Source organism: Nocardia sp. NRRL S-836, from assembly GCF_001279525.1.
Classification (GTDB): domain Bacteria; phylum Actinomycetota; class Actinomycetes; order Mycobacteriales; family Pseudonocardiaceae; genus Lentzea.
The window spans coordinates 168,430-181,334 of the sequence record NZ_LGDY01000103.1; the positions used below are offsets into that span (position 1 = coordinate 168,430).

10 protein-coding genes and 1 pseudogene are annotated in these 12,905 nt (G+C 70.7%); 5 read left to right on the top strand and 6 right to left on the bottom strand.

Going from position 1 to position 12,905, the window contains the following annotated elements; genetic code table 11:
• Window positions 1-18: 18 nt before the first annotated feature.
• The 3 genes and pseudogenes from ADL03_RS22450 to ADL03_RS22460 all read left to right on the top strand — a co-directional run bounded on the left by ADL03_RS22450 (window position 19) and on the right by ADL03_RS22460 (window position 4,854).
• The gene (locus ADL03_RS22450) at window positions 19-1,458 is read left to right on the top strand and encodes an aldehyde dehydrogenase family protein (protein WP_053735478.1); all 1,440 of its coding nucleotides are present in this window, start codon (window positions 19-21) and stop codon (window positions 1,456-1,458) included.
• Window positions 1,459-1,520: 62 nt separating this feature from the next.
• A pseudogene (locus ADL03_RS22455) lies at window positions 1,521-2,412 on the top strand (IS982 family transposase).
• Window positions 2,413-2,598: 186 nt separating this feature from the next.
• Window positions 2,599-4,854: an XRE family transcriptional regulator gene (locus ADL03_RS22460; RefSeq protein ID WP_053735479.1), complete on the top strand. Its 2,256-nt coding sequence runs from the start codon at window positions 2,599-2,601 to the stop codon at window positions 4,852-4,854.
• Window positions 4,855-4,959: 105 nt separating this feature from the next.
• On the opposite strand, the gene ADL03_RS22465 is transcribed toward ADL03_RS22460, so the two are convergent.
• The 6 genes from ADL03_RS22465 to ADL03_RS22490 form a co-directional block, all read right to left on the bottom strand.
• Entirely contained in the window at window positions 4,960-5,604 is a 645-nt protein-coding gene (locus tag ADL03_RS22465; protein ID WP_053735480.1) for a response regulator transcription factor, read from the bottom strand.
• Window positions 5,601-6,467 carry a sensor histidine kinase gene (locus tag ADL03_RS22470; protein ID WP_197288553.1) on the bottom strand — a complete coding sequence of 289 codons (867 nt, stop codon included), beginning with the start codon at window positions 6,465-6,467 and terminating at the stop codon, window positions 5,601-5,603. The genes ADL03_RS22465 and ADL03_RS22470 overlap by 4 nt, the downstream gene beginning before the upstream one ends.
• Entirely contained in the window at window positions 6,464-7,753 is a 1,290-nt protein-coding gene (locus tag ADL03_RS22475; RefSeq protein WP_053735482.1) for a serine hydrolase, read from the bottom strand. Before ADL03_RS22475 ends, ADL03_RS22470 begins: the two co-directional genes overlap by 4 nt.
• A 99-nt stretch (window positions 7,754-7,852) precedes the next feature.
• Window positions 7,853-9,406 (bottom strand): MDR family MFS transporter, encoded by a 1,554-nt coding sequence (locus tag ADL03_RS22480; RefSeq protein ID WP_053735483.1) that lies wholly within the window; start codon window positions 9,404-9,406, stop codon window positions 7,853-7,855.
• On the bottom strand, window positions 9,403-10,026 hold the full coding sequence (locus tag ADL03_RS22485; protein ID WP_053735484.1) for a TetR family transcriptional regulator: 624 nt from the start codon (window positions 10,024-10,026) through the stop codon (window positions 9,403-9,405). Before ADL03_RS22485 ends, ADL03_RS22480 begins: the two co-directional genes overlap by 4 nt.
• Before the next feature lie 75 nt (window positions 10,027-10,101).
• The gene (locus ADL03_RS22490; protein ID WP_053735485.1) at window positions 10,102-10,854 is read right to left on the bottom strand and encodes a DUF427 domain-containing protein; all 753 of its coding nucleotides are present in this window, start codon (window positions 10,852-10,854) and stop codon (window positions 10,102-10,104) included.
• A gap of 156 nt (window positions 10,855-11,010) precedes the next feature.
• Here ADL03_RS22490 and ADL03_RS50250 point away from each other — a divergent pair, with 156 nt between their 5' ends.
• Both ADL03_RS50250 and ADL03_RS22495 read left to right on the top strand, forming a co-directional pair.
• Window positions 11,011-11,145 (top strand): hypothetical protein, encoded by a 135-nt coding sequence (locus ADL03_RS50250; RefSeq protein WP_255353388.1) that lies wholly within the window; start codon window positions 11,011-11,013, stop codon window positions 11,143-11,145.
• Window positions 11,146-11,187: 42 nt separating this feature from the next.
• Complete coding sequence (locus ADL03_RS22495) at window positions 11,188-12,693, top strand: alpha/beta hydrolase (protein ID WP_053735486.1); 1,506 nt, start codon at window positions 11,188-11,190, stop codon at window positions 12,691-12,693.
• The last annotated feature ends 212 nt before the right edge of the window (window positions 12,694-12,905 follow it).

Below are 12,905 nucleotides of genomic sequence, written 5' to 3' on the forward strand. Positions count from 1 at the left end.
GCCTATTGACTTCGCGTCGTGGCAAGCGAACAGAGTCTTTTCATCGGCGGCGAAAGCGTTCCCGCGCTCGACGGCCGCACGACCGACGACCTCAACCCCTACACGGGTGAGGTCCACGCCGTTGTCGCCGCGGGCGGGCCGGCCGACGTCACGCGTGCCGTGGACGCGGCGCAGGAGGCGTTCGCGCGGTGGTCGGGGACGTCGCCGTCCACGCGGCGGGCGGTGCTGTTGCGTGCGGCCGACCTCCTCGAGGCCCGCGCGCCCGAGGTCGTGCGGCTCATGGCGGCCGAGGTCGGTGGTGTCGCCGGGTGGGCCGGTTTCAACGTGGGGCTGGCGGCCAACGTGCTGCGCGAGTCGGCGGCCGCGGTCACCCAGCCCGTCGGCGAGGTGCTCACGACCGAGACCGAGGGCCAGCTGTCGATGGCGATCCGCGAACCGCTCGGCGTCGTCGCCGCGTTCGCGCCGTGGAACGCGCCGATCATCCTCAGCACCCGCGCCGTCGCCGCACCGATCGCGGCGGGCAACACCGTGGTGCTCAAGCCGAGCGAGGACGCCCCGATCGCCGCCGGTCTGTTCATCGCCGGCGTGCTGCACGAGGCCGGTCTGCCCGCCGGTGTGCTCAACGTCGTCACCAACGCCCCCGCCGACGCCGCCGCCGTGGCCACCGCGCTGATCAGCGACCCGCGGGTGCGCGCCGTGAACTTCACCGGCTCCACGGAGGTCGGCCGGACCATCGGAACGCTGGCCGCCCAGCACCTCAAGCCCGCGGTGCTGGAGCTGGGCGGCAAGAACGCCCTGCTGGTGCTGGACGACGCCGACCTCGGCCACGCCGTGGACGCCGCGACGTTCGGCTCGTTCCACAACTCCGGCCAGATCTGCATGTCGACCGACCGCGTCCTCGTGCACCGGTCGATCGCCGAGGAGTTCACCGCCCGCCTCGCCGCCAAGGTCGCGTCGCTGCCCCACGGCGACCCCGCCGACCCCGGCACCGTCTTCGGCCCGGTCATCAACCCCCGCGCCGCGGCCCGCGTGTCCGCGCTCGTCGAGGAGGCGGTCGCCGCGGGTGCCCGCCGCCGCACGGAGGGCGACGGCCCGACCGTCCTGGACCGGGTGACGCCGGACATGCGGATCTTCCGCGAGGAGATCTTCGGCCCGGCCGTGGTCGTCGTCCCGGTCGCCGACGACGACGAGGCCGTCGCCATCGCCAACGACACCGAGCACGGCCTCACCGCCGGCATCCTCACCGAGGACACCCGCCGCGGCCTCGCGCTGGCCCGCCGCATCCGCACCGGCATCGTGCACGTCGGCAACCAGACCGTGGACGACGAGCCGCAGGCCCCGTTCGGCGGGGTGAAGTCCAGCGGGTACGGCAGGTTCGGCGGCCGGTGGGGCGTGGAGGCGTTCTCCGCGACCCGCTGGGTGACCATCGCCGCGGGGCCCGGTCACTTCCCGTACTAGACGAGTAAGTCCTAAGTCCGGGCGGTGCCTGAAGACGGACGAAGGGTGTTCAAGATCAGTTTGTGAGGACCGACCTGAACACCCTTCTGACCGCACTCTACGTCAAGATCGATGACCACCTCGGCAGGCCCATCCGGACAGGACGACCACCCCGGCTCACCGACTCCGAACTGCTCACTCGCTGTGGCCCAAGCGCTGCCCGGCATCCGATCCGAGGCACGCTGGTTGCGGTTCCTACCGCGCCACCTGCCTGGCGCTTTCACCTACCTGCCACAGCAATCCGGCTACAACAAGCGGCTGCGCACCGCGGTCCCACTGCTCAAACATGTCATCCGCATGCTCGCGCACGACACCGACCTGTGGACCGACGCGACCTGGGTGGTCGACTCGACCCCGGTCGAATGCGGCCGCTCCCGCGAGACCACCAAGCGCTCCGAACTGGCCGGCTGGGCCGGCTACGGCTACTGCTCGTCGCATTCACGGTTCTTCTGGGGCCTGCGCCTGCACCTGGTATGCACCCCGGCCGGCCTGCCGATCACCTGGGCCCTGGCCAACCCGAAGATCGACGAACGTCAGGTGCTGATGGCAATCCTGGACCACGACCCGTCCGTGCTGGCCGACCGGCCCGGTCTGCTGATCATCGCGGACAAGGGCTACGTCTCTCGGGAACTGGACGCGTTCCTGGCCGACCGCGGGGTCCAGTTACTGCGCCCGAATTACCGCAACCGCGCCCCGCACCCGGCCGAACACCTGCTCAAACCCGTTCGCCAGCTGATCGAGTCGGTCAACGACACACTCAAAGGCCAGCTCGACCTCGAACTGCACGACGGCCGCACCATCGACGGCGTCACCGCCCGCATCGCCCAACGCATCCTCGCCCTGACCGCCGCCATCTGGCACAACCGCGCCACCGGCCAGCCCATCACCCGCTCACTGATCGCCTACGACCACTGATCAGTTAGGACTTACTCGTCTAGGAGCCGCGTGGAGTCCGAGTCCGGGTGGGCCGGTGGAACACGGCGTGATCCGGCGGGTGGGCGTTGACCGCTCCAACGCCCGCCCGCCGCCTCGGCAACGAAGTGGTCGCTCGACGGCGAGCGCGCTTGCCACCGGCGGAGGTCAGGAGGTGCACTGTCACGCATGAGCGAACCGCACGGTCCGCAGTCGAAATCCACCTTCGGTCAGACGCTCCTGCGCCACCGGACGGCAGCCGGACTGTCGCAAGCGGCGCTGGCCCTGGCTTCGGGCATGAGCGTTCGGGCACTGAGGGACCTGGAGCACGGAAGGGCGGCCGCCGCGCAGGAGCGTTCGACCGAACTGCTGGCGGACGCCCTCGGACTGACCGGTGACGAGCGGGTGTCCTTCGTGGTGCTGGCGACGCAGAAGCGCCGTCGCTTCGCGCACGGGGAGAACAGGGCGATGCTGTACGCGTTGCCCGTCACGCCGAACGTGGTGGGCAGAGAGGATGAGCTCCGCCGCCTGTCCACGATGGCCGATGCGGGCGGCGTCGTGGTGGTCGCCGGCCCGCCGGGCGTGGGCAAGACCACGTTGGCGGTCGCGGCCGCGGACCACCTGATGTCCCGGTTCTCGGACGGCAGCCTTGCCCTGGACCTGCGTGGCGTCGGCAACCAGCCGATGAGCTCCAGCGTCGCTCTTGAACGCGTGCTGACGTCGCTGGGGGTGCCGCCGGGCCGCATACCCCCGACGCAAGGCGAACGCAGCTCGCTCTTCCGCACCCTGTTGCGGGATCGAAGCGTGCTGCTGATCCTGGACAACGCGATGGACGAAGCTCAGGTCAAGCCGTTGCTGGCCGGCAGCGAGCACAGTTTGACCATCGTGACCTGCCGTCGTGCCCTGGCGGGCCTGGAGTCGGCGCACCGGCTGCCGATCGACATGCTGACCACGGCGAACGCGGTGGACCTGCTCGCGTCGATCGTGGGCGATGACGTGGTCCGGTCCGAACCGGAGGCAGCGGATGAGCTCGTCTCCCTCTGCGGGAACCTGCCGCTGGCCGTGCGGATCGTGGGCAACCGACTGGCCACCCGGCGGTTCTCGTCGATCGCCTACCTGGTCGGACGAATGCGGGACCAGCGGAAGAGGCTGAACTCGTTGTCGGTGGGCGATCTGCACGTGCGGGCGGCTTTCGCGACGTCGCTCCAGTGGCTGGGAGAAGGTGAGCGCTCCGCTTTCCGGCGTCTCGCCATCATTCCCGGCGCTCACTTCGACGACGACCTCGCCGCGGTCGCGACCGGCACACCGGCGGACGAGATCGGCGCGGTGCTGGACTCGCTGGTCGAGATGTCGCTGATCAACGTCATCGGCGATCCCGTTCGACTTCAGTTCCACGATCTGGTCCGGCTGTTCGCGTACGAGTGCCGGCTCGACGAGGAACCGGAGGAGGAGCGGGACCGGCTCCGCGACGAGCTGTACGCCCATGTCCTCAGCCTGGGCACTGCCGCCGGCCGGCTCTTTCTCCCGACGGTGCGGGAGATCTCGGACGACTGTCCGTTCCGGTCGCAGCGGGAGGCAGAGGACTGGCTGGAAGAGAACGTCACGACGTGGTCCGAGGTGTGCAGGGAAGCCGTGCAGCTGGGCTGGCACGAACAGGTGTACGACTTCGTCTGGTCGTTGCACACCTACATGCCCGGCCGGGAGTACGGGTACGGCTGGAACAAGATCTTCGAGTGCGGACTCCAGGCGGCGCGAGCGCTCCGGGACCGCGTCAAAGAAGCCGAGATGCTCGCACTGATGGGCTGGACGCTGCACGCGTCCGCCGGTGAAAGCGACCGCGCGCTCAGCGTGCTCCACGAAGCACTGGCTCTCGCCCGGGAGATCGACCACCGGAGGATGGTCCTGGCGTCGCATTCAGCACTGGGGCTCACCTCGGCAGCGCTGGGGCGGCCGGCCGAAGCCGTCGAACACAGCAGACAGGCCTACCTCGTGTCGAAGGACCTCGGTTTCTTCGAGGAGCGCCTGTGGGCGACGCTGTCGTTCGGCACGTCGCTTCTGGCGGCGGGTGAGTTCCAGGAGGCTCTGGAGCTGCATAGCGCGTTGCTCGTCGAAACGAGGGATCGCAGTGATCAGACGAACCACGGCCTCGTGTCGAAGATGGAAGCGCACCTGCTCGCGCTGACGGGTGACTCCTTCGCCGGGCTGAACCGCTGGGAAGAGGCGGCGGAGTCCTACCGCGCGGCGCGGTCACAGCCGGGCATCGACCAGGCCCGCTACCGGAGTGAGGCAGAGCTGGCGCTCAGCGAGGGCGTCGCGTGGCGCAACGTGGGCGACGTCGACCGCGCACGCAGGTGCCTGACGTTCGCCCACGCCCGGTTGGACGGACCGGTCAACCAGTCGATGCGAGAACGCGTCGAAGCGGAGTTGGCGCTCCTGCCCGAGTGACCCGGGCGCACGGCTCACACCGCGGCGCGGCGGAGGCTGCCGATCGGTTCGTCACCTGGCGCGCACACCCCGGGTCTCGAAACGGAGTCCCTGGGAGGCCGGGTGCTAGGGCTGCTGGGCCGTGAGCCCGGCCTCGTGCGCCACGATCGCCGCCTGCACCCGGTTCTGCGCCCCGAGCCGGGTCAGGATGGCGCTCACGTGCCCCTTCACCGTGCCCTCCACCAGGTCCAGCCGCCGGGCGATCTGCGCGTTCGACAGCCCCTCCCCCAGCAACGCGAGCACGTCGCGTTCGCGTGCGGTCAGCGACTCGACCTGACCGCGCGCGGCGCCGACGCGGGAGGTGCGGAAGCGGGTGATCATGCGGGCGGCGACCTTGGGCGCGAGGTAGGCGCCGCCGGCGGCCAGTGCGTGCACGCCGGCGATGAGCTCGCGGGGGTCGCCGGACTTGAGCAGGAAACCGCGCGCGCCGCCGTCGAGGGCCTGTTCGAGGTAGGCGTCGTCGTTGAACGTCGTCAGCATCGCGACACCGAACCCGTGCCGCGCCAGCTCCTTCGCGGCGTGCAAGCCGTCCAGGCGGGGCATCCGCACGTCGAGCAGCACGACATCCGGGCGGTGCTTGAGCGCCAGGTCGACGGCCTCGTGCCCGTCGGCGGCCTCGGCGACCACCTCGATCGCCCCGTCGGCACCGAGGATGGCCCGCACGCCCGCGCGCACCATCGCCTCGTCGTCGGCGAGCAGTACGCGGATCACTGGTCCCCCGGATGTGGCAGCGTCGCGACCAGCTCGAACCTGCCCCCGTCGCGCGTGGTCCGCAGCGTACCCCCGGCCAGGCGCACCCGTTCGCGCAACGCGACCAGGCCCAGCCGGCTGCCCGTGCCGCGCCGCAGGCCGACGTCGTTGCCCGCCTCCACGACGGTCGTGGCGTCCGCAGTCGTGACGGCCAGCCGCAGCACCGAACGGGGCGCGTGCTTGGCGGCGTTCGTCAACGCCTCCTGCACGATCCGACACACGGTCGGCTCCACTGTGGACGGCAGCGGACCATCCGAAGTGAACTCCACGGCCAGCCCGGCCCGTCGCGCACCGTCCACGAGGTCCTGCACGCCACCGGCCGCGACCGGCTCGCCGTCGCGCAGCAGGAACACGAGGTCCGCCAGCCGTTCCGTGGCGCCGGCCGCCGACACCCGCAGCCGCGCGGCCGCTTCCCGGTGCTCCTCGGGCAGCGTCATCTCCAGCGCACCCGCCTGCAACGCCAGCAGGCTCAGCTCGTGGCCGAGCGTGTCATGCGCCTCGTGCGCGATCCGGGTGCGTTCCCGCAGGTGAGCGGCCTCGACGGTGGCGGCGGCGAGCGCGGCCTGCTGGTGCGCGACACGGCCGAGGAACCACGGCAGCGCCACGGCCAGCCCCACCACACCGAGCGCCAGGAACCCCGCCGCGCCGCTCAGCAGGAACAGCGCGGCCGGCCACGCGGACGCGGTGCGCCGCCCCAGGAGGAACGACACCGCGAACAGCGGCACCACGACCGCACCCGTCCACGGCGGCACGTTGTCGTGCATTGCGAACGACACGGCCACCGCCGCCGCCACGCACGCCGCGAGCGCCGCGGCCGCCTTCACCGACGCCACCGCACGACCGCCACACCGATGTTCATCACGCTGGACACGCCCAACCACACCACAAGCGGCAGTGAATAGTGCGCCAGTTGGAAGAACGTGATGTCGCGCCCGCCGCCGTACAGCAACCCGGTCATCGCCGGCAACGCCACCAGCACCCCCAGCGGCACGAACCGCACCACCTGCCACGCCTTGTGGAACCGCCGCGGCCGCCGCAACGCGCGGATGGTCAGCCCCAGCGACGACAACGTCAGCGCCGCCAGCACCAGGTCGATCGCCAGCCGCGGTGACGACGGCTCCGGCGGCACCGCGCCGTCGAGCAGGTCGGCGATACCGTCCTCCAGCCCCGACGTGCCCTCGTTGCCGAACCCGACGCCGCTGTTGGTCATGACCGCGATGCCGTACCCCGACTTCGTCAGCAGCTGCCCGGCCGTCCCGGTGAACCAGATGCCGCTGTGCCGCAACGACCCCCGCTCGTCGGCCGTCCAGCCCAGGCCGTCCCGCGGTGCCAGCGCCTGCTGCGCCGCCAGCCACCTCGCCATGTCCGCGGCGGTGCTGATCACGCCGTCGGACCCGGCGACGAACCGGTGCGGCTCGGCCGCCGCGACCGACACCCCGTAGGCGTAGACGTGGCCCTCCCGGTAGTCGGACGGCAGGTCGCGCGGCGTCACGTCGATCGCGACCGTCTCGTTCATGCCCAGCGGCTCGAAGATGTGCTTTTTCAGGTATGCGTTGAAGTTCTCGCCCGACACGACCTCCACCAGCCGCCCGGCCACGTGGTAGTTCGTGTTGGTGTACCGGTTCTGCACGCCGGGATCGGCCGCGAGCGTCGCCTGCCTGGCCCGTTGTACCGCCTCCGCGGGCGTGTTCGGCTGCGGCAGGCTCTTCTCCGGCAACGTCCGGTCGGTGATGCCCGAGGTGTGGTTCAGCAGGTGCCGCACGGTGATCCGCTCACCGCGCGGGTCCGCGACCTCGAAGTCGGGCAGGTAGGTGCGGACCGGCCGGTCCAGGTCGAGTTCGCCCGCGTCGGCGAGCTGCCGCACGGCCAGCGCGGTGAACGACTTGCTGACCGACGCGATCGCCATCTTCGTGTGCTCGGTGACCGGCGCGCCGGACGAGTCGTGGCCGTAGCCCTTGGCGGTGATCACCTGATCGCCCTTGGTGATCGCGACCGCGACACCCGGATACCCGGCCTCCGCGCGGTAGGAGGAGACATAACCGTCCACCGCGGACACATCAGGGGGTGAGAGGAGGGCGGCGACCAGGCCGATCGCCCAGATGCTGTTCATGGTCGCAACGGTAGGAAGCGCGGAGCGCCGGCACCCGACCCGGAAGACAGGGCGGACCCCCGACGAAAGTCGGGGGTCCGCGCCGGTACGAGCGGGAGGTCAGTGACCCGCGGCCAGCTCCGCCGCCAGCCGCTCGTCACCGCTCTGCTCCTTCAGCGGCTTCTCCTTGATGAACAGCACCGCGAGCAGCGCCAGCACCGCGAACGGCGCGCCCACCAGGAAGATCTCGGCCGTGGCGGTCGCGTAGATCTCGGCGATGACGGCCTTGACCTCCGGCGGCAGCACGGTGATGTCCGGCACCGCGTTCTCGCCACCGGCGGCGGCGATCGGGCCGAACTTCTCCTCGGTCAGCGACGTGACCTTGTTGGCCAGCACCGCGCCCAGCGCCGAGACGCCGATCGCGCCGCCCAGGGAGCGGAAGAACGTCAGCGTGGACGTGGTGGCGCCCAGGTCGCGGGCGGGCACGTCGTTCTGGGCGGCCAGCACCAGGTTCTGCATCAGCAGGCCGACGCCGACACCGAGCACGAACATGTCCACGCCCACCATGAAGACGGTGGTCTGGGCGGTGATCGTGGACAGCAGCAGCATGCCGCCGACCATGATGACGCCGCCGGCGACCAGGAACGCCTTCCACCGGCCGTACCTGGTGATCAGCTGACCGGCCACGGTGGACGACACCAGCAGGCCGAAGATCAGCGGCAGGCCGAGCAGACCCGCCTGGGTGGGGGTCTTGCCGAGGGAGAGCTGGAAGTACTGCGACAGGAAGACCGTGCCGCCGAACATCGCCACACCGACCAGCGCGCTCGCGAGGGTGGTCAGGCCGACCGTGCGGTTGCGGAAGATCGAGAGCGGGATGATCGGGTCGTGGGCGCGGGACTCGACCCACACCGCGGCGACGAGGAGCACCACGCCGAGCGAGACGAGCAGGGCGGTCCAGCCGGAGGCCCACTCGAACTTCTGGCCGGCTAGCGACGACCAGACCAGCAGCGTCGACACGCCGGACACGATGAGGAACGCGCCCAGGTAGTCGATCTTCGTGTTCTCGTTGCGCACGACCGGGAGGTGCAGGGTGCGCTGCAGCAGCCAGATCGCGGCCAGCGTGAACGGGACGCCGATGAAGAAGCACCAGCGCCAGCCCAGCCACGAGGTGTCCACCAGCAGGCCGCCGATCAGCGGTCCGGCGACGGTGCCGACACCGAACACGGCGCCGAACAGGCCGGAGTAGCGGCCGAGCTCGCGCGGCGGGATCATCGCGGCCATCACGATCGTCGCGAGTGCCGTCACGCCGCCGGCGCCGAGGCCCTGCACGACGCGGCTGACGATGAGCATCTCGATGTTCTGCGAGAAGCCCGCGATCAGGGAGCCGACGACGAACAGGCTGAGCGAGGCCTGGATGAGCAGCTTGCGGCTGTAGAGGTCGGCGAGCTTGCCCCACAGCGGCACGGTCGCGGTCATCGCGAGCAGCTCGACGGTGACGATCCAGGCGAAGATCGACTGCGAGCCCTTGAGGTCGGCGACGATGCGCGGCAGCGCGTTCGAGACGATGGTGCTGGCCAGGATCGACACGAACATGCCCAGCATGAGGCCGGACATGGCCTGCAGGACGTCGCGTTTCGAGTGGACTGGTCTGGGCGCTTCGGTTTCGGTGCTCATGAGGGTCCCCCTTCGTGGTGGTGCGGTGCGTGAGCCAGTCCGGCGCCGATCAGGTCGAGTGCCTCGCTGAACAGGTCGCCCAGGGCGACGTTGTCGTCGCCGGCCCAGCGCGACACCGAACAGCGGAACGCCGCCGTCGCCGCGGACACGAGCAGCCACGGGTACAGGTGGTCGGCCGGCAGCCCGGCCCGTTCCGCCACGGCGGCGCTGAGCAGCTGCTCGGCCTCCGCGCTGCTCGCGAACGCGCGCACCAGCAGGTCCGGGCGCTGCATCAGCACGTTCTTGCGCAACAGCCACAGGTCGCGGGCGTTGTTCAGCTCGTCGTCGATCTCCGCGAGCACGGCGGCGCGGAACGCCTCGAAGGGCGTGCCGGCGGCCACCGCCAGGACCCGCCCGGCGATGCGCGGCCCCGACTCCGGGTCCGCGCCGATCAGCGCGTCGTCCTTGCTCGCGAAGTAGTTGAAGAAGGTGCGCACCGAGACGTCGGCCTCGGCGGCGATCTCCTCCACGGTGACGTGGTCGAAGCCCTTCTCGGCGGACAGGCGCAGCGTCGCCCGCTCCAGCGCCGCACGCGTGCGGCGCTTCTTGCGGTCGCGCAGGCTCTCCCCCGACTGGTTCACGGGTGAACAGTACACGAGAGTTTTGCAGTCACTGCAACTTTGCAGTGTGTGAAGAACGTCGCTCCGCGTGCTCGGTCACGACCAGGGCGACTGGGGCCGCTCCTGCAGCTCGCCGTCGAGGTACAGGTCGACCTTCTCGCTGTAGAAGCACGCCAGCCCGGCCACCTTCTGGCTCTCCGGCAGCGGCGTGCGGTAGATCCACACGAGGTCCTCGTGCAGCACACCGCCGACCTCGACCGACCAGTACGTCGCCGTGCCCTTGTACGGGCACCGCGTCTGCGTGTCCGAGGGCCGGAGCAGGTCGAACCGGACGTCACTCAACGGCAGGTAGTACCTCGGCGGCAACCCGGTTTCGAAGAGGACGCGCGGCTGGGAGGACGCGGCCAGCGTCACGCCGTCCAGCGCCACCCGCACGTGCCGCGAGCTGCCCAGCACGTCGACGCGCGTGTACGGGTCGCGCGGGTGGACGTAGATCGGCTCGTCCTCCTCCAGCCACTCGTCCATCGCCGCGAACTCGAACCGCACGAGGTCCCGCAGCTCCTCGATCGGCGAGCCGGGGTACGTCAGCGCGGCCCCCTCGGCGACGCCCCCGCTGGTCACGACGTCGTGCACCACGCCCTCGCCCCTGCTGGGCGAGTGCCTGGTCTCCCCCGTCGGCTTCAGCTCGGCGCGCACCGACGCCAGCGGCAGGTAGTAGGCCGGGTAATACGGGATCTCCCAGACCAGGCGTGGCGCGGTCGTGTCAGCGACCAGATCGCCACCGGAGTACGTGCGGACCCGCTTCGCCGAGTGCTCCACGCGCACGCGGCCACGCTGCTCGTTGCCCATGCTCCAAGACAACACGGCGCGATCGAGCCCTGTTCCACGGCAACTGCCCACGCTCGGTGAAAATCCCCCGACCGGGGATCACCTGTTGGGGTACAACGGGTGTGAATTCCCCTTCGGGGCGCTTTGGGGGTCAACGACCGTGCTTACGCTCCTCGCATGCCGGAGGAAACCGACAATCCCGCTCCGACACCCCCTGCCGCACCGGCCGGGCCGGTCGTCATGGGCACGCCGATCCACGACCAGATCGCCGCGCAGCTCGGAGTTCGCCAAAAGCATCGCCGACCCGACTGAGCCCGGCTATGAATGGCTCCTCTGGCTGCAGGAGGGGGAGCTATGCGTGTCGTGGTGCTGGGGGCCGTCGTGGCGTTCGTCGTCGCACTCGCGCCACCCGCGGTGGCGTCGGTGCCGTCGATCACCTGGCAGGCGTGCGGACCGGAGCACCCCGGCTTCGAGTGCGCGCAGATCGAGGTGCCGCTGGACCACGACCACCCGCGCGGCGCCACGACGACGCTCGCGCTGACCCGGCTGCCGGCGCCGGACCGGGCGCGGCGGATCGGGTCGCTGCTGTTCAACCCCGGCGGGCCCGGTGCGTCCGGCCTCGACTACACGTGGGCGTGGGCCGCCCGGATGTCGGCGGGCACGCAGGGGCGCTTCGACGTCGTCGGGTTCGACCCGCGCGGCATCGGCCGGTCCGGCCCGCTGCGCTGCTTCGCCACCGAGCAGGAGCGCGCCGAGTACCTGGCGGACCTCCCGCTGTTCCCGTACCGGCCGGAGGCGGAGCGGCCGTTCTTCGACAGGTTCCGCGCTCTCGCGCAGAAGTGCGACCAGCCGATCGCACGGCACATGAGCACCGGCGACGTCGCACGGGACATGGAGCTGCTCCGCCGTGCGCTGGGCGACCGCAAACTCACCTACTTCGGCCACTCGTACGGTTCGTACCTCGGCACGACCTACGCGAACCTGTTCCCGGACAACGTCCGCGCGATCGCGATCGACGGCGTGCTGGACCCGGAGCGGTACTCGCGCGGCCGCCAGATCGAGTCGGACCGGGTCGCCGGACGGGAGGTCCTCGACGAGTTCTTCCGCCTCTGCGACGAGGCCGCCTGTCCGCTCGGACCGCACTCCCGGCAACGGTACGAGGCGCTGCTGGCGTCGGCACGCACCAAGCCGGTCCAGCTCGGTACCGAGGTGTGGACCTACGACCAGGTCGTGAGCTACGCACGCCTGACGGGCTACGCCTCGGAGCTGTGGACGGACATCGCGACCACGCTGGACCAGCTGGCCGACGCCGTCGCGAACCCGGTGGCCACCACGGTAACCACGACGACGGCGGCTCCGGCGTACGACAACATGTTCGACGCGAACCTCGGCAACACGTGCGCGGACATCGAGTTCCCGCGCGAGTTCGGTACGTACCGCGCCATCGGGCGTTATGCGCAGGCCGGCTCCGAGTTCGGCCCGTACTGGTGGTGGACGAACTCCGCGTGCGCGGACTGGCCCGTGAACGAGGACCGCTACACGGGCCCGTGGAACGCCCGCACGTCCGCACCGGTACTGGTGGTGGGCGGCTACTTCGACGGCGGAACGGACTACCGCGGCGCACAGGCCGTGGCACGGCAACTGCCCAACAGCCGCCTGCTGTCGTACGCCGGCTGGGGGCACGTGTCGTGGCGCCGCAGCCAGTGCGCGGCCGACCACATCCACGCCTACCTGCTGGCCGGAACGCTGCCCGCGCCCGGAACCGTGTGCCCGGCGAACCCCAGCCCGTTCCAGGCGCCCGCGAGCCCGGTGGCCGGTGACGACTTCCGGCGCTACCCGCACACCGCCGCCGCGCGGTAGGAAGAGCGCTTCGGCCGACACGAGGGGACCTGTCGATGCGGGCAACCGCGCCCGCGGCGCTCGTGGTCACGGTCTGTGGAAGGCGGTCCGCAACCGGTTCCGGCGCTTGTGTTCGATCCCGTGACCCACAAGCGCCGCAACGTTGTCGAACGCTGCTTCGACCGGCTCAAGCGGTTCCGGGCGATCGCCACCCGCTGCGCAAGACCGCCCTG

Coding starts and splice junctions, on each gene's coding strand:
- ADL03_RS22480 (WP_053735483.1), bottom strand. CDS start 9,406: ATGAGCACCGAAACCGAAGCGCCCAGACCAGTCCACTCGAAACGCGAC.
- ADL03_RS50250 (WP_255353388.1), top strand. CDS start 11,011: ATGCCGGAGGAAACCGACAATCCCGCTCCGACACCCCCTGCCGCACCG.
- ADL03_RS22475 (WP_053735482.1), bottom strand. CDS start 7,753: ATGAACAGCATCTGGGCGATCGGCCTGGTCGCCGCCCTCCTCTCACCC.
- ADL03_RS22495 (WP_053735486.1), top strand. CDS start 11,188: ATGCGTGTCGTGGTGCTGGGGGCCGTCGTGGCGTTCGTCGTCGCACTC.
- ADL03_RS22490 (WP_053735485.1), bottom strand. CDS start 10,854: ATGGGCAACGAGCAGCGTGGCCGCGTGCGCGTGGAGCACTCGGCGAAG.
- ADL03_RS22460 (WP_053735479.1), top strand. CDS start 2,599: ATGAGCGAACCGCACGGTCCGCAGTCGAAATCCACCTTCGGTCAGACG.